Below are 17,006 nucleotides of genomic sequence, written 5' to 3'. Positions count from 1 at the left end.
GGCGCTCCGTCTGCAAAAAGTACCAGTGGGAGGACGCAAAAATGAAAGTTCAGGTCTGCATCATCGGCGGTGGACCGTCCGGGTTGTTACTGTCGCAGCTCCTGCACCTGAAGGGCATCGACACTGTCGTGCTGGAGAAATACAGCCGCGACCACGTACTGGCCCGCATCCGCGCCGGCGTGCTCGAGCACGGTTTTGCCAAGCTGATGCGCGAGGCGCAGTGCGGCGAGCGGATGGACCGCGAAGGCGAGATCCACAACGGATTCGAGATAGCTCATGACGGCGTGCTGTCCCACATCGATCTGCACAGGCATTCCAGCGGCAACTCGGTTCTGGTCTACGGCCAGACCGAGCTGACGCGCGACCTCTACGAGGCGCGGGACCGGTTCGGCGGCAAGGTCGTGCACAACGCGGAAGACGTGACGCCGCATGATCTGACGTCGGACCGGCCGTATGTAACTTATCGCTCCAACGGGGAAGCCATCCGCGTCGATTGCGACTACATCGTCGGCGCCGACGGCTTTCACGGCGTCAGCCGCAGGTCGATCCCGAAGGACGTGCTGCGCGAATACGAGAAGGTCTATCCGTTCGGCTGGCTCGGCGTGCTGTCGCGCACAAAACCGGTTTCGCCGGAACTGATCTACGTGAAGCACGAGCGCGGTTTTGCGCTGTGTTCACTGCGTTCGCAGGTGTTGAGCCGCTACTACGTCCAGGTGTCGCTGACCGACAAGGTGGAGGACTGGAGCGACGATGCGTTCTGGGCCGAGCTGAAGCTACGCCTGCCGGAGGAGGTCGCCGGCCGCCTGGTCACGGGACCGTCGATCGAGAAGAGCATCGCGCCCCTGCGCAGCTTCGTCGCCGAGCCGATGAGCTATGGTCGCCTGTTCCTCGCCGGCGATGCCGCCCACATCGTGCCGCCGACCGGCGCGCGCGGGCTGAACAGCGCTGCGTCCGACATCTACTATCTCTATCACGCCATGCTCGCGCACTACCAGAGCGGCGACGATTCCGGCCTTCAGGGCTATTCCGCCAAGGCGCTCGCCCGCATCTGGAAGGCACAGCGTTTCTCCTGGTGGATGACGATGCTGCTGCACCGCTTCCCCGACCGCTCCGAGTATGAGGACAGGCTTCAGCAGACCGAGCTGGGCTATCTGCTCTCGTCCGAGACAGCGCAGCGGCTGCTCGCGGAGAATTACGTGGGGCTGCCGTTCTAGCGCGAGAGGAAAGGGACGCTACTTGCCTTCGAGCGTGTTGACCGGCGTCCAATCCGGCGGTGGCGGGTCGATGGAATACGCCTTGGCGCGTCTGGCGAACAGACTTGACGCCGGATCGTTCATTGCCGCGCCTTCAAACGCATCGACCGCCTTCGCAAACTCCCGCGCGCGCCAGCATGCCAGTCCTTCCGCATATGTTGCGGCCACGGTCTTCTGCTCCGCTTTCTCCGCGCCCTTCTCGGCGAGCGGCTCGAATACCTTGATCGCCTCGCCGCGCCCCAAAACCCTGATCGCGTCGAGCTCGCGCCATGCGAAGCTGTCGCCAGTCTGCGCGACCGTCGCCGCCGAGGCCATGATCGCTGTGCCGTAATATTTGTTGGCACCCTCCAGCCGCGAGGCGACGTTCACGGTATCGCTCATGACGGTGTAATTGAAGCGGCGGCGCGAGCCGATATTGCCGACAACGGCCTCGCCGCTGTTGAGCCCGATGCGATGTGACAGGCCGTGGCCGACGAAGGCGGGATTGTTGGCATTCAGCTCTGCGAGCTTCTCGTGGCACTTCAGCGCCGCGCGGACCGCGCTACGCGCGTGCGCGGGATCGTCAGCCGGCGCGCCGAACATGGCGACGATGGAATCGCCGATATATTTGTCCACATAGCCGCCATGGCCTTCGATGATATCGGTCATCGCCGAGAGATATTCGTTCATCAGGGTCACCAGTTCGCCCGGTGTCATCGTCTCCGCGATGGAGGAGAAGCCGCTGAGGTCGGAAAAGAACATGGTGACGTTGCGCATTTCGCCGCCGAGCGCCGGCATCTTGCCCGAGGCCACCATGGTGTCGATCACTTCCGGGGCGAGATAGAAGGCAAAGCTCCTGCGCAGGAAACGTTCGTCGCGATCGGCCAGCACGAAACGGTAGCCGATCATCATCGCGAGCGCAGCTAGGCTCGCGAGTGCAGGCTCAGTGAGCGGCAGCGCGAGGGCTTGAACGAAGGCGCCGACGGCCATGGCGGTGTACGCGGCAGTGAGGGCGAACCAGGCGATCAGTGCGCCGCCAGGGGCGAGCATGCAGCCCGCAACGGCGATGATCGCCGCAAACACGATCGTGAAAATGGCCCGCATGGGAAAGCCGAGTTCGGTCACGACGTCGCGCTCGATCAGGTTTCGCACCGCGGTGGCGTGCACGAATACGCCGGCGATGTCGCTGCGGACCTTCGGCGCGGCGCTCGCCGGGGCGGGCAAGACGCATCGTGCGGCTGGTGTTCCGTCGTAACCGCCTGCAAGGCGCATCGACGTGAGCTTGCGATCCTCGAAGTTCAGCACGCTGCCGAGCAGCACCACTTTGCCGGCGAAGGTGCGGCGGAAGAAGTCGCGGTCGCCCTTCTCGACGCAGGCCCGCAGGTCGGCAAAGGAAAAGGTCGGAACGTCGCGGCCAAGCCCTCGAAAATTGAGCGTCAACGTGTTCGGCACCGCGCTCGGAATCGCATATCCAGAGAGCTTGGCCGCACCGGACGGCGCGATCTCGGGCGTTGCGTCGAGCGCGCGTGCGGCGAGCTCGACGGCCATGGCGGGCACCGGCTTGCCGTCGATGGAGAAACCGAGTGGCATCCGCCGGATGACGTCGTCCGCATCAGTATGGACATTGAGCGCACGGATGTTGGTTCGCACCGCCAGTTGCTGCGCGCGGTAGGGCCTGTCGGGGTGGTCGTTGCTGAGGATTTCGCCGAGCACCAGTTTGCCGCTGTCGGAGATCTGACGCAGCGCGATCAGATAGTCCCGGTCGAATCCTCTCATGCGGCTGCCGAGCGGCGCGTCTCCAAAGGGGATTTCCGACTGTTCGATCGAGCTCGGAAAGATGACGTCGAAGCCGATCGCCTTGGCGCCGCCGTCGGTGATGCCAGTGAGCACCCGGCCGATCTCGCGCGTCCAGGTCAGCGTCGGCGATCCCTTGAAGGGCGGCGTGTCGTAGGTCTCCCCGTCGATCGCCACCACGACGACCGGCGACGTCGCGGGATCGCGGCGGTCGCCGACTAGCTTGCCGCGCAGCGCCGTGAGGATGTCGAGCGAGAGGCCCTGCAGCACCTGCAGCGGCGGAGACGTGAAGACGGCGCCCGCCAGGAGCGCAATCAGCATCGCCGCAACGATGTCCCGCCTGCCGATCCGCCGCATCGCCCCGTCGCTGGCCGCCTATTCGAGTCGCAGCAGCCGGCCGACGATCGGCGTCGGCGATGACGTGGCGCTGGCGTCGACCTGAAAGGCGTAGCGCTTGGCGCCGAGGATCGCCAGATAGCTGCCGCCGGGGGTCAGCGCCTTCCCGGCCTTGGCGAAGTCGTAGAACTTGCCTGCGATCATGACGTCATTCCTGAGCGGGATGCTGATCGTCGGCTCCTTGCCGTCGGTGCGCTCGATCACCAGCGTGCTGCCGCTCTTGGCTTGCACCAGCGGTGCGACGCCGTAGAGCGTCGGCAGCTTGGCCGGCGCGCCCTTGGCGTCCGATCGCATCGTGCGGAACGTCGTCGCGGCGCTCTGGTTCGCCTCGCGCTCCGACAGTTTCGCTGCGTTGGTATCGCAGGGCACCTTTTCCCGTTTGACTTCGCCGAGTTGCACCGTGCTCTGCTCCGTGCCGACCAGGACGACGCCTTCGCTGATGGTCTCGCGCTGGCAGGATTTGAGATAGCTAAGCGTGATGCTGGCCTTCGGCCCGAGCTTGATGATCTTGCCCGGCGCCACGTAATCCATGAACGCGATGCCGTCGACCTTGCCCTGGACGTCCTCGACGATCGCGGCCGGGGTCTCCGCCAGGGCAGGGGCGGCAAGACAGAACGCGCCGACAACGGTGCCGATCAGGCTTTTCATGGGAGTTCTCATCCAATTCGACCGATGCTCTGCCGGTCCCCGTCCTGGTTCGACGCTTAGCAGCGGATCGCCCAGGCAAGTGTGACCGGAATCACTCTTAGATATTGGTGCACTCTATCAGGAACAGGTTCAAACCGGCGACCGGAGAAAGCAGAGCTACGGCAAGCTGTTGCGCGGATGGGCCATATCAGGTGGCTGGGACCGGCTCAGGCGAGCGGTCCACGGCCGGACGGCTCTCAGCCGCACTCTCTATAGTAGGAGCCAGAGCAGCTTCGGTCTTGTGATATGGCGTCGCCTGCTGTCCGGCGGCGATCTCCACGACCTCGTCCCAGCGAGACAGGAAGGCCTCGACGCAGGTCGGGTCGAATTGCCGGCCCTGGTTCTCGATCAGATAGTTGCGCGCCATGTCCAACGGCATCGGCTCTTTATATGGCCGCCGCGTGGTCAGGGCATCGAAGACATCGGCGACGGCGACCACGCGCGCTGCGACCGGGATTTCGTCCGCCTTGAGGCCGTTCGGATAGCCTGCGCCGTCCCAGCGCTCGTGATGGCCTGCCGCAATCTGCGCACCGAGCTGGATCAGCTCGCAACCGGAGTCCGCCAGGATTTTCTCGCCGATCGCGGCATGGGTGCGGATCACCGCCATCTCCTCGTCGGTCAGCTTGCCGGGCTTGAGCAGGATGTTGTCGGGGATGGCGACCTTGCCGACGTCGTGCAGGGGGGCGGCAAGATAGATGTCACGGCAGAGCCGGGCCGGCAGGCCGAGCTGCTCGGCAATGATACGGCTGTAGCGGGCGACCCGCAGCGTGTGCTCGCCGGTGTCGTTGTCGCGGTACTCGACGGCCAGCGCGAGCCGCAGGATGATCTCCTCCTCGCGCTCGCCGAGTTTCTGGGTCGCGGCGGCAACTGCGCTCGCCAGGTCGGCAGCCCGGTCGTTCTGCTTGCGCACGGCTGCACCCAGCCGCACCAAATTGCGCAAGCGGACATTCATCTCGAGGCTTTGTGCTTGTTTAGGTAAGAAATCGGTTGCACCAGCCTGCAGCGCTTCCATCTTGACGTCATCGGTCTGTCGCGAGGTGATCATCGCGATCGGGACGTCGGCGCAGCCGGGCAGGGCGCGGAAGGCGCGGATGAAGCTGATGCCGTCCATATGGGGCATCTCGTAGTCGACAAGTACGATGTCGAAGACACGCTCGCGCGCGCAAGCGAGCGCCTCGACGGGATCGAGGAACGTCGTAGCCTCGACCTGTCCCTCGGCCTCGATGTGCCGTTGCAGGAATTTCAGGACAGAGCGGCTGTCGTCAACCAGAAGCGCTTGGGTCAGCATCGGCGGCTGGGCTCGTTCGGACGGCGAGGCATGACCTCAACCAGTAGCCTTTGCGGTTTAACGTGGAGCAAACGTCCAGCCGCGCCGAACTGCCCGAACACTGCGCGCAACGCATGAGAATTGGGCGGGCCATGCATGACTGCATGCAAACGCGAAGTTATTCGGTATGTGACCCGTAGTTGTACGGGGATGCCCATTAGGGGTTTGCATACTCTCCGTTGCGAATAGTCATCGTGCGGGATTCGCGCCATGCGTGCAGCGAATCCCGAGGGAATTTGGGGGACGAATGTCGTCAGATGTGACTGAGCCGAAGTGGTCCCTGCGGCTGCCGGCGGATTGCAGCATCGCCGCGATCCGCAGCGTCTATGACCTGATCCGGGAAGCTTTCGGCCGGCAGGACCGGCTGGAGATCGATTGTTCGAGCGTCGACAAGGCCGACGTGACGTCGATCCAGCTTCTGCTGTCGACCGCCAAGACAGGCGAGGCCCAGGGCCGCCCGGTGGTGCTCACCTCATTCTCCCAGTCTCTGCGCAACACCCTTCGCCGCGCCGGCTTCGCCAGCGATGCGATGATCGATCAGCATTTCCCGCAAAAGAAAGATGGCACCTAATGGCCACGATTCTCACGGTGGACGATTCCCCCAGCATCCGGCAGATGATCAAGGTTGTGCTCGAGCCGGCCGGTCACAACGTGATCGAGGCGGGCGACGGCGCACAGGGGCTCGCAAAGGCGCAGGCCGGCAAGCTCGACCTCGTCATCACCGACCTCAATATGCCCGTCATGAACGGGTTGGAGCTCATCCGGGCGCTGCGCAAGCTGCCGAGCGCGGTCGGCATGCCCATCGTGTTTCTGACCACCGAGTCCAGCGATACGGTGAAGCAGGAAGCCAAGAGCGCCGGCGCCACCGGCTGGATCACCAAGCCCTTCAAGCCCGAGCAGCTGCTCGCTGTCGTCGGCAAGCTGGTGCGTGCATGAGTACAATGGACCCGACCGAGGTCTTTCGTCAGGAAGCCAGCGAGCTGTTCGAGGTCCTCGAAGGGGCCCTGCTTGATCTCGGCCAGCGTCCCGACGACCGCGAGCTGGTCGATTCCGCCTTCCGCGCCCTGCACACGATCAAGGGCTCCGGCGCCATGTTCGGCTTCGACAAGGTCGCCTCCTTTACCCATGAATTCGAAACCGCGTTCGACCGCGTCCGCAAGGGCGAGATCAAGCCGACGCAGGAGTTGATCTCCGTCGCGCTTGCGGCCAAGGATTACATTCGCGCGCTGATCGAGGATCCGCAATCGACCGACGACGTCATCGGCGACGCCATCCTCGCCGATCTCAAGCGCTTCGTGTTTCCCGACCAGCCTGCCACTCCGGTCGCGGAGATCACCGATGCGCCTTCGCTGGTCCCTAGCGAGAACAAGCAGGCCGGCTGGCACCTCTATCTGGAATTCGAATCGCACATCCTGCGCAACGGCTCGAACCCGCTCGACCTGCTGGAAGATCTCTGCAAGCTCGGCCCGTGCTTCGTCGTGCCTGTGACCGACGGCATCCCGTTCCTCGACGAGATGGAGCCGGAAGACTGCTATCTGAAGTGGGACGTCAAGCTGCATGCGGCCTGTGACAAGGACGCGATCGACGACGTCTTCATGTTCGTCCAGGACGAGATGAAGCTGACGCTCTCGCCGCTGGAGCAAGTCGAGGCGCCCGCGCCGATGCCGCTGTTCCCGCTTCTCGACGAGGAGCCTGCCGCCGTGGCCGAGATGACCGCGCCGGTGGTCGAGGTTGCTGCCGCACCGGTCGCCGCGCAGCCCGCCGCGAAGGTGGAACCCAAACCCGACGCGAAGCCGGAGCCGAAGCCTGACGCCAAGCGCGACGATCGCGGCATCGCCACCGTCCGCGTTCAGGCCGAGCGCCTCGACGAATTGATGGACCGTGTCGGCGAACTCGTCATTGCGCAGGCGCGTCTGACTCAGCTCGCATCCTCCGGCTCCGACCTCTCAATCAAGATGATCGCCGAGGAGATCGAGCGTCTCGCCTCCAGCCTGCGCGACACCACGATGGGTGCCCGCATGGTGCCGATCGGTTCGCTGTTCGGCCGCTTCCGCCGCTTGATCCATGACCTGTCGCGGGACTTGTCGAAGCCCGTCGAATTCGTCACCACGGGCGAGGACACCGAACTCGACAAGACCATGATCGAGTGCTTGGCCGATCCGCTGGTACACTTGATCCGCAACGCGATCGACCACGGCATCGAGGACACCGCCTCGCGCGCCGCCGCCGGCAAGACCGAGCAGGGCCGGATCGAGCTCGCCGCCGTCCATTCCGGTGCGCAAGTGCTCGTCACCGTGAAGGACAATGGCGGCGGACTCAACACCGCGCGCATTCGTGCAAAGGCGGAAGAGCAGGGGCTGATCGCGGCCGGCGCCGTGCTGACCGACCACGAGATCCATCAGTTCCTGTTCCACCCGGGCTTCTCGACCGCGCAGACCATCTCGGCATTGTCCGGCCGCGGCGTCGGCATGGACGTGGTCAAGCGCACCATCGAGAACATGCGCGGCACGATCGACCTGTCGACCAAGCCGGGCCAGGGCACCACGGTGACGCTGCGCCTGCCGCTGACGCTCGCTATCATCGAAGGCCTCCTGATCCGGGTGGGCGAAGGCCGCTACATCATTCCGCTGTCTGCGGTGGAGGAGTGCATCGAACTGACGGCAGAGGACGAGCGTTCGCGTGGCCGAAACTTCCTCAACGTGCGCGGCAACCTCGTGCCCTTCCTCAGGCTGCGCGAGGTCATGGCCGCGTCGGGCACGCCCGACCGGCACCAGAAGACGATCATCATCTCGACCGGCGAGACTCACGTCGGCCTCGTCGCCGACCAGATCATCGGCAACCACCAGACCGTGATCAAGTCGCTCTCCAAGCTGCACTCCGACGTCACGATCTTCTCCGGCGCGACGATCCTGGGCGACGGCACGGCGGCGCTGATCCTCGACGTCGCGCAGCTCGTCGCGCTGGCGCAGTCGAAGGTCGAGAAGCAGCATATCAGCGAGGCGGCGTGATGAACGAAGGTTTTACTGATGGGCATCAGGCCGGCGCAATGCAGGTCGTGATGATCGGTCTCGGCGAGGAGAAATTCGCGCTCGACGCCGGCCTCGTGCGTGAGATCATCGATCCCGTGCCGGTGACCAAGGTCGCTGGCGCGCGGGCCTTCGTTCCCAGCGTGATCAACGTGCGCGGCAACGTCATTCCGCTCGCGGACCTGCGCATCCGTTTCGGCATGCCGCAGCCCGACAACTCGGCCGACACGCGCGTCGTCGTCATCGAGCTCGAGCTCGACGGCGAACCGGTTCTGGTCGGCGTCACCGCCGACAAGGTCTACGAGGTCACGGAGATCTCGCAGACCGACGTGCAGCAGACGCCGCGCGTCGGTATGCACTGGAAGCCGGAGTTCATTCGTTTCATCGCCAAATGGCGTGAAGAGTTCGTCATCGTTCCCAACATGGAACGCATCCTGAATTGAAATGGGGTCTCGGGCGGGACCTGGGCTTTAGGGGCTGAAGATGAGATTTACGGTCAAGGCAAAGCTTGCCATCGCGTTCGGTGTGGTCCTGTTGCTCTCGATGGCGGCGGGTGGTCTCGCTTACGTCAAGCTGAGCGATATGATCGACACCGCGGATAGCCTGGTTTCGCGCGCCGGCCGGATGGACCGGGCGGCGGAAATCGAGAAGGGCATCCTGCTCCAGGTTCGCGCGGAGAAGAACCTCCTTCTCGCGCCCGAGAGCGAAGCGGACCGTTTCCTCGCCGACATCGCCAAGCAGCGGGAAGCGCTTCTGAAGCTGAAGGAAGAGATTCACGCGGTGGCCTCTCCCGAGGGCAAGAAGCTCATCGAGAGTTTTGGCGCCGCCTATGCACGGATGAATGCCGTTCAGGATGACGCCCTCAAGACTGCGCGTACCGACAAGGCAAAAGGTGCCGAACGCTCCATGACGGAGGTCCGCAAGGCCGTCGGCGAGGCGATGGAAGCCGCCAATACTTATGTCACCAACGTCAAGAAGAACATGGCCGACCAGGCCGCCATGGCTCATGAGGACGGCAATCGGGCCCACATGATGCTGATTGCGGCCGTGATGGCGTCGCTCGTGATCGGCCTGATCGCCGCGATCTGGATTTCCATCAGCATTGCCCGTGGTCTCGGCCGAGCGGTCGGCCTTGCCGGTGCGGTGGCGGGCGGCGACCTCACCCAGACGATCAGCATCTCCAGCAATGACGAGATCGGCGACCTCGTCAAATCGTTGAACATGATGGTCGAAAAGCTTCGGCAAGTCGTCGAGGAGGCTCTCACCGCGTCACACAACGTCTCCGCCGGAAGCCAGGAGCTCTCCGCCAGTGCCGAACAGCTGTCGCAGGGCGCGACTGAGCAAGCTTCCTCTGCCGAAGAAGCCTCCTCCTCGATGGAGGAAATGGCCTCGAACGTGAAGCAGAACGCCGATAACGCCAACCAGACCGAGAAGATCGCGGCGCAGTCCGCCAAGGACGCCGAAGCCAGCGGCATCGCCGTGGGCCGTGCTGTCAACGCGATGCAGACCATCGCCGAGAAGATCACGATCGTGCAGGAGATCGCGCGCCAGACCGACCTGCTTGCGCTCAACGCCGCGGTCGAGGCCGCCCGTGCCGGTGAGCACGGCAAGGGCTTTGCGGTGGTTGCCTCCGAAGTGCGGAAGCTCGCCGAGCGCAGCCAGGCCGCGGCCGCCGACATCGGCACGCTGTCGACGGAAACCGTCAAGGTCGCGCAGGAAGCCGGCGACATGCTGTCCAAGCTGGTGCCCGACATCAAGAAGACCGCCGAGCTGGTCCAGGAAATCACCGCCGCCTGCCGCGAGCAGGACGTCGGCTCGGCCCAGATCAACCAAGCGATCCAGCAGCTCGACAAGGTCGGCCAGCAGAACGCCAGCGCGTCCGAGCAGGTGTCCTCGACCTCCGAGGAACTCGCCTCGCAGGCCGAACAGCTTCAGTCGACCATCTCGTTCTTCCGCATCGAGCATTCCGGCCGCGGCGAGAGCGGCGCACCCGCACCTATCGATCGCGCCGTCACCCAGCTCCGGGCCAAGGCCGCCCACATGGCCGCGGCGGACCGGGGCACGAAAAAGCCCACGCCTGTCCGCAAGCCGGCCCGCGCGATGAAGGTCGCCAATGGCGGCGGCTTCGCTTTCGACATGCATGACGGCGAAGACGACCGCGACGCCGACTTCCAGCGCTGACACCGATTTGAAACCGATCTGACCCGGATCTCACCCTGGACTTCATCATGGCCGCAACCTCGCAATATCTGACGCTCGGGCTCGCCGGCGAGACGTTCGGCATCAGTATCCGCAATGTCCGTGAGATCCTGGACATGAGGCCGATCTCGCGGCTTCCGCACGCGCCGAGCTTCCTGCTGGGCATGATCGACGTGCGCGGCAGCGGCTATCCGATCGTCGATCTCAGGACCAAGCTCGGCCTTCCGGCCGTGGCGGCGACCGAAGCGACCCGCATCATCATTCTCGACGTGCCGATGAAGGACCGTCTGGTCGGTGTCGGCTTCGTCGCCGATTGCGTGTTCGAGGTGACCGACATCGACGAGCAGGCGATCGAGCCCATCCCTGAAGTCGGCGGCAAATGGCAGTCGGACTATGCGGCCGGCATCGGCCGCAAGGGCGAGAAATTCGTCGTAATCTTCGACCTCGCCAAGCTGATGGCGCATGACGAGATTCCGGAGGGACGTAACGCGGTCGCGGATACGTCCCGCGCCGCCTGAGTTTGTACGTGCGTGGTCAAGCGTAAGCACCCCAATTCGAACAACGAGACTGACATGAGATTCACCGTCAAAGCCAAGCTTGCCAGCGCCTTCGGCGTCGTCATCCTGCTGTCCATGATCGCCGGTGCGGTCGGTTATATGAAACTGTCCGACATGGTCGGCACCGCCGAGCTTCTCGTCGCGCGTGCAGGCCGAATGGAGAAGGCCGCAGAACTCAAGGAGGGTATCCTGTTTCTTGTGCGGGCCGAGAAGAACTCGATCCTCGCAGCGTCCGATGCGGAATACGATCAGTTCGTGGCCGACCTTGCCAAGAACCGTGAGGCGGTCACCAAGTCCAAGGACGAGATTCACGCGGCGGCCAGCGAAAGCGGCAAGAAGCTGATGGATGGTTTTTCCGCAGCGTTTGCCAAGATGACCGCCTATCAGGACGAGACGGTCAGACTTGCGAAGGTCGACAAGCCGAAGGCGCTCGACCGTTCCATGCGCGACGGCCGCAAGGTCGTCGCGGACGCGCTGGAAGCGGCCGACGGCTATATCAAGAACACCAAGAAGAACATGACCGATCAGGCCGATCAGGCGAAGCAGGACGGCGCGCGCGCCGAGATCCTGCTGCTCAGCCTGGTCATCGCCTCGCTCCTGATTGCCGCAGTTGCGGCGACCTGGATCGCGATGAGCATCAGCCGCGCGCTGGCGCAGGCGGTGGGCCTCGCGGACGCGGTGGCGATCGGCGACCTCAGTCACAAGATCGAATCTTCCAGCAATGACGAGATCGGAGATCTCATCAAGTCGCTGAACGCGATGACGGTCAACCTGAACGCGACTGCAGCGCTAGCCAATAAGATCGCGCAGGGCGATCTCACGGTCGAAGCCAAACCGTTGTCGGACAAGGATACGCTCGGTCTCGCGCTCGAGCGGATGGTCGAAAAGCTCCGGCAGATCGTGTCCGAAGCGCTGACGGCCGCTCAGAACGTCTCCGCCGGCAGCCAGGAGCTCTCCGCGAGCGCCGAGCAGCTGTCGCAGGGCGCGACCGAGCAGGCTTCGTCGGCCGAGGAAGCCTCATCCTCGATGGAGGAGATGGCCTCGAACGTGAAGCAGAACGCCGACAACGCCAACCAGACCGAGAAGATCGCCGCGCAGTCGGCGAAGGACGCCGAAGCCAGTGGCGCCGCGGTCGGCCGCGCCGTCAATGCGATGCAGACCATCGCCGAGAAGATCACGATCGTGCAGGAGATCGCGCGGCAGACCGACCTGCTTGCACTCAACGCGGCGGTCGAGGCCGCGCGCGCCGGTGAGCATGGCAAGGGCTTTGCGGTGGTGGCGTCCGAAGTGCGCAAGCTCGCCGAACGCAGCCAGGCGGCCGCTGCCGAGATCGGCACGCTGTCGACCGAAACCGTCAAGGTCGCGCAAGAAGCAGGCAATATGCTTTCCAAGCTCGTCCCTGACATCAAGAGGACCGCAGAGCTTGTCGAGGAAATCACCGCCGCCTGCCGCGAGCAGGACGTCGGCTCTGCCCAGATCAACCAGGCGATCCAGCAGCTCGACAAGGTCGGCCAGCAGAATGCCAGTGCGTCCGAGCAAGTGTCCTCGACCTCCGAGGAACTTGCGTCCCAGGCCGAGCAGCTTCAATCGACCATCGCCTATTTCCGGATAGAGCAGGGACGCAGCCAGGCACCCGCGCCGATCGACCGGGCGGTGAACCAGCTTCGCGCCAAGGCTGCCACGATGGCCGCCGTCGAGCGTCCGGCCAAGAAACCGCAGACCAAGCCGACGCGCGCGATGAAGGTCGCCGGCGGCGGCGGCTTCGCTTTCGACATGAACGACGGCGAGGACGATCGAGACGCCGAGTTCCAGCGCTAGGACTCATCGAAGGACCGGCCCATCCTTTCACCGGTGGGCCGGTCCGTCTTCAGTAACTGGCGTAAACGCGTGGGATTCAAGATGGCCCGTTCGGCCCGACATTCAGTGCAGGCGGCCATCGCGGAACGGGGCATTCAGCCATGATGCCCGCCGTGCAGGATACGGCTGTCCATTTGTCCGACCGCCACTTCCGGACCATTGCTGAGTTGATCGAGGGGCAGGTCGGCATCAAGCTGCCGCAAGGCAAGCGGCTGATGCTGGAGGGCCGGCTGCACAAGCGCGTGCGCGCGCTGAACTTCTCCGATCTCAACGAATATGTCGACAACCTGTTCGAGGCCGAACATTTCGACAACGAACTCACCCATCTCATCGATGTGGTGACGACGAACAAGACCGACTTTTTTCGCGAGCCGCAGCACTTCGCCTTCATGCGTGACGTCGCCATTCCTGCCTTGCTGCGATCGCGCGGCCGGAAGAACGCGAACCTCAAGATCTGGAGCTCAGCGAGTTCCACGGGCATGGAAGCCTACACCATTGCCATGGTGCTGGACGACATGGTCCGCAACGGCTCGCGTTTCCAGTACCGCATTCTCGGCACCGACATCTCGACCGCGGTGCTGCGTCTCGCCAAGACCGCGATCTACACCCGGGATGTCCTGGGGCCGGTGCCCGAGAACTTCGTGAAACGATATTTCCTGTCATCACGGGAGAAGTCGAGCGGGGAGGTGCGAGTCGTGCCCGAGCTTCGGCGCCTGACGCACTTCATGCGAATGAACCTCATGGACAAGTCCTACCCCGTCGACCGCGACGTCGACATTATTTTCTGCCGCAATGTCCTGATCTATTTTGAACGGGAGACGCAGCGCAAGGTGGTGGAGCAATTGTGCAGCCATTTGCGGCCCGGCGGCTATCTGCTGGTTGGGCATTCGGAATCGATGATCCACAGTGCAGTACCCGGTCTGAAGCAAGTTCAGCCAACCATTTTCCAAATCTAGCCGGAGCGCCGCCTAAAATGCCGAAGCAGAAAGTTCGCGTGCTGATCGTGGACGATTCGGCGTCGGTGCGCCAAATCCTTCTGACGATCCTGTCCGAAGACCCCGATATCGAGGTGATGGGAACGGCCTCGGATCCGTTCGTGGCAGCGAAGCGTCTCCAGGACGAGATTCCCGACGTCATGGTCCTCGACCTCGAAATGCCGCGCATGGACGGCATGACGTTCCTGCGCAAGATCATGGCGCAGCGCCCGATCCCGGTGATCATCTGCTCCTCGCTGACCGAAGAGGGCTCGAACGTGATGTTCGAGGCGTTCGAGGCCGGCGCGGTCGACATCGTGCCGAAGCCGAAGATCGACACACGCCAGGCACTGCTCGAATGCTCGACGCGGCTGCGCGAGGCGGTGAAGTCGGCTGCGCGCGCGCGGGTACGGCCGCGTGCGGAACGCCGGGCTATCGAGAAGAAGCTGACTGCCGATGCCATCATCCCGCCGCCGGTGCAGGGCAAGGTCCGGCCGACGACGGAGCGTATCGTGTGCATCGGTGCCTCGACGGGCGGTACCGAGGCGCTCAACGACGTCCTCGAGATGCTGCCTGCGAATTGTCCGCCGATCGTCATCGTCCAGCACATGCCGGCAGGCTTCACCGCGGCCTTTGCCAAGCGTCTCGACGGCGTCTGCCAGATTCGGGTCAAGGAAGCCGAGGACGGCGAACCGGTGCTGCCGGGCTGCGCCTATATCGCGCCCGGGGCCCGGCACATGCTGCTTCAGCGCATTGGTCTGCGCTACCAGATCGCGATCAAGGACGGTCCGCCGGTGTCGCGGCATCGCCCCTCCGTCGATGTGTTGTTCCGCTCGGCGGCCCAGCATGCCGGCGCCAACGCGCTCGGCGTCATCATGACGGGCATGGGCGATGACGGCGCGCGCGGGATGCTGGAAATGCGCAAGCTCGGCGCTTCAACGCGGGCGCAGGACGAAGAGAGCTGCGTGGTGTTCGGCATGCCCAAGGAAGCCATCGCCCACGGCGGAGTCGAGAAGGTGGTTTCGCTGCATCACATTCCACGAGAGATCATGCTCTGGTATCAGGCCGGGCACGCCGCGGTGGCAGGCTGATGGCCATGTCGCCCGTTCCGGCCAACACGCTCACCGAGGCAACCGCCGCGATCGAGGACGTTTCCTCGCGCATCGAGGACGTCTTCGCGCGGGTCGGCCACGAACTCGGACGCGGCCACCTCATCTTCAAGGAGCTGAACCAGGGCCTCGCGACGCTTTCCGGTGAGCTCTCCGGCGCCGAGATCGAAGGCGCAGCAACGGCGCTGCAGGAGATCGCCGCGCGGCTGAGCGAGCTGGCGCGGGCGCTGCCGGCGGAGAGCGCGCTGCTGGAAACGATCGGCAAGAGCACGGCGGAGGCGTCCTCGCTGCTCAAGCCGTTGTTCAAGCATATCGGGATGATCACCATCATCGCGCGCAGCGCGCGGATCGAGGCGGCCTCGCTCGAGGGCGACCGCGAGGGCTTTCTCGCTTTCACGCAGGAGGCCTACGATCTCGGCAAGGCCGTGCAGGGCTCGATCGAGGGCTGCGCGCGGGACCAGCAGCGCCTGTCGGAAGCGGTGGCTACCGCATCCGGCCGGCAGAAGGAGTTCGAGAGCCGTTACCGGAATAAGCTGGTGTCGGAGAGCGCCGAGCTCGGTGAAGCCTATTCAGGCCTGCACGACCAGCGCCGCAGCGGCAGCCAGCTCGCCGACCTCGCGGGTGACAGCACCAGGAAGATCGCCGAAGCGGTCGGCAGCGCGATCATTGCGCTGCAGGCCGGCGACAGCACGCGCCAGCGCCTCGAGCATGTCTGTCACGGCCTCGGCCTTGCCTCGGGATCTTCGCCGAGCCTCGTTCCAGAGCCGGTCGCGAGCGACGATGGCGCGCGCGCGATCTGTCAGTTGCAGGCGGCGCTGCTCAGGGATGCCCAGCGCGAATTCGGCGGCGACATCGGCCAGATCGTTCGCGCGCTGACCGCCATTCTTCACGATGCCGGCAATGTCGTCGGCCAAGGCCGCACGCTGTTCGGCGGCGGGGACGGCGGCTCGTCCTCGTTCCTGTCGCGCATCAAGCAGACGCTGGCGCATGCCTCGACCCTGATCGCCAGCTGCGAGAGCGCGGGCCGCTCCGTCGACGAGGCGCTCGCGATCGTCGAGGATACGCTGACGAAATTCCGCCTGGCGATTGCAGGGCTCGCTGAGGCGTCCGTCGACATCACGCTGATCGGCATGAATGCGGGCCTCAAGGCAAGTCATCTCGGTAGCCGAGGCAGCGCTTTCGTCGTGATCGCCAACGAGCTCAAGGCGACCGCCGACCAGGTCTCGGCAGGCGCGGGACGCTTGCGGCCCGTGCTCGACGGCATCGAGCGGTCGGCCAACGAACTGAAGGAACTCCGCGTGCAGGGCGATCCTACGCAGCTCGCCAAGCTCGAGCCGCAGATCCTTCAGGCGCTGCGCGAGGTCGAGGTCGGCAATGAGCGGCTCGGCAAACTGATGAGCCGGCTCGTCGACGAAGGCGCGGAGTTCGAGGGCCTGATGAATTCGGCCCAGGGCCTGATGAACTCGCTCGGTGAAAGCTCCGCTGCCTTGCCCGCGGTCGCCGCGCGTCTCGAGACCGCGAGTGGCGGCGCTCAGCGGCCGCAACCTGAGCCACAAGATCAGGCGATGCTCGACGGTCTCTTCACGCGCTACACGATGGAGCGCGAGCGGGAGGTTCACCGGGAATTTTTGCAAACGCTTGGCCTCGCTTCGATTGCCGCCGCGCGCCGCGTCGAGGCGATCGAGACTGCGGATGACGGCATAGAGTTATTTTGACTCTTTCGTCGCCGGCGTCATGCGTTGGCGGCAATTCGATGGATTGGGTTTTCGGGGCGTTAACCTTGCCCAAAGGGTTGGCAGGTCGGTCATTGTCGCGCCCCAGAGTTGGTCGCAAATACAAGTCAATTTC

The 17,006-nt window shown here is 64.4% G+C and carries 14 protein-coding genes; 11 read left to right on the top strand and 3 right to left on the bottom strand.

Annotation, left to right across the window (positions count from 1 at the left end; translation table 11 throughout):
* Positions 1 to 41 precede the first annotated feature (41 nt).
* Positions 42 to 1,214: a 4-hydroxybenzoate 3-monooxygenase gene (gene pobA, locus FNV92_RS28385; RefSeq protein ID WP_143843640.1), complete on the top strand. Its 1,173-nt coding sequence runs from the start codon at positions 42 to 44 to the stop codon at positions 1,212 to 1,214.
* A gap of 18 nt (positions 1,215 to 1,232) precedes the next feature.
* Here the strand turns inward: pobA and FNV92_RS28380 are convergent, their stop codons facing one another.
* The 3 genes from FNV92_RS28380 to FNV92_RS28370 form a co-directional block, all read right to left on the bottom strand.
* The gene (locus tag FNV92_RS28380; RefSeq protein WP_143843641.1) at positions 1,233 to 3,383 is read right to left on the bottom strand and encodes an adenylate/guanylate cyclase domain-containing protein; all 2,151 of its coding nucleotides are present in this window, start codon (positions 3,381 to 3,383) and stop codon (positions 1,233 to 1,235) included.
* An 18-nt stretch (positions 3,384 to 3,401) separates the two neighbouring features.
* A complete protein-coding gene (locus FNV92_RS28375; RefSeq protein ID WP_168213528.1) occupies positions 3,402 to 4,070 on the bottom strand; it encodes a hypothetical protein in 669 nt (222 codons plus the stop codon).
* 187 nt (positions 4,071 to 4,257) lie between these two features.
* The gene (locus FNV92_RS28370) at positions 4,258 to 5,397 is read right to left on the bottom strand and encodes a response regulator (protein ID WP_143843643.1); all 1,140 of its coding nucleotides are present in this window, start codon (positions 5,395 to 5,397) and stop codon (positions 4,258 to 4,260) included.
* Positions 5,398 to 5,683: 286 nt separating this feature from the next.
* On the opposite strand from FNV92_RS28370, the gene FNV92_RS28365 reads away from it, so the two are divergent.
* The 10 genes from FNV92_RS28365 (at position 5,684) to FNV92_RS28320 (ending at position 16,873) form a co-directional block, all read left to right on the top strand.
* Positions 5,684 to 6,007: an STAS domain-containing protein gene (locus tag FNV92_RS28365; RefSeq protein WP_063692297.1), complete on the top strand. Its 324-nt coding sequence runs from the start codon at positions 5,684 to 5,686 to the stop codon at positions 6,005 to 6,007.
* A complete protein-coding gene (locus tag FNV92_RS28360; RefSeq protein ID WP_143843644.1) occupies positions 6,007 to 6,372 on the top strand; it encodes a response regulator in 366 nt (121 codons plus the stop codon). The genes FNV92_RS28365 and FNV92_RS28360 overlap by 1 nt, the downstream gene beginning before the upstream one ends.
* Positions 6,369 to 8,444 (top strand): chemotaxis protein CheA, encoded by a 2,076-nt coding sequence (locus tag FNV92_RS28355; RefSeq protein ID WP_143843645.1) that lies wholly within the window; start codon positions 6,369 to 6,371, stop codon positions 8,442 to 8,444. Before FNV92_RS28360 ends, FNV92_RS28355 begins: the two co-directional genes overlap by 4 nt.
* A complete protein-coding gene (locus FNV92_RS28350) occupies positions 8,444 to 8,905 on the top strand; it encodes a chemotaxis protein CheW (protein WP_143843646.1) in 462 nt (153 codons plus the stop codon). Before FNV92_RS28355 ends, FNV92_RS28350 begins: the two co-directional genes overlap by 1 nt.
* 40 nt (positions 8,906 to 8,945) lie before the next feature.
* On the top strand, positions 8,946 to 10,643 hold the full coding sequence (locus tag FNV92_RS28345; protein WP_143843647.1) for a methyl-accepting chemotaxis protein: 1,698 nt from the start codon (positions 8,946 to 8,948) through the stop codon (positions 10,641 to 10,643).
* 47 nt (positions 10,644 to 10,690) lie between these two features.
* Positions 10,691 to 11,179, top strand: coding sequence for a chemotaxis protein CheW (locus FNV92_RS28340; protein ID WP_015688146.1), 489 nt, complete (start codon positions 10,691 to 10,693; stop codon positions 11,177 to 11,179).
* 54 nt (positions 11,180 to 11,233) lie between these two features.
* Positions 11,234 to 13,036: a methyl-accepting chemotaxis protein gene (locus tag FNV92_RS28335; RefSeq protein ID WP_143843648.1), complete on the top strand. Its 1,803-nt coding sequence runs from the start codon at positions 11,234 to 11,236 to the stop codon at positions 13,034 to 13,036.
* A 140-nt stretch (positions 13,037 to 13,176) separates the two neighbouring features.
* Complete coding sequence (locus tag FNV92_RS28330) at positions 13,177 to 14,031, top strand: CheR family methyltransferase (protein ID WP_143843649.1); 855 nt, start codon at positions 13,177 to 13,179, stop codon at positions 14,029 to 14,031.
* Between the two features lie 17 nt (positions 14,032 to 14,048).
* The gene (locus FNV92_RS28325; RefSeq protein WP_041748515.1) at positions 14,049 to 15,140 is read left to right on the top strand and encodes a protein-glutamate methylesterase/protein-glutamine glutaminase; all 1,092 of its coding nucleotides are present in this window, start codon (positions 14,049 to 14,051) and stop codon (positions 15,138 to 15,140) included.
* 5 nt (positions 15,141 to 15,145) lie between these two features.
* Positions 15,146 to 16,873 (top strand): chemotaxis protein, encoded by a 1,728-nt coding sequence (locus FNV92_RS28320; RefSeq protein WP_143843650.1) that lies wholly within the window; start codon positions 15,146 to 15,148, stop codon positions 16,871 to 16,873.
* Positions 16,874 to 17,006 lie beyond the last annotated feature (133 nt).

Source organism: Bradyrhizobium cosmicum, assembly GCF_007290395.2.
GTDB lineage: Bacteria > Pseudomonadota > Alphaproteobacteria > Rhizobiales > Xanthobacteraceae > Bradyrhizobium > Bradyrhizobium cosmicum.
Note: the sequence above shows the minus strand (reverse complement) of the source record. Positions and strands in the feature narration are given on the sequence as shown.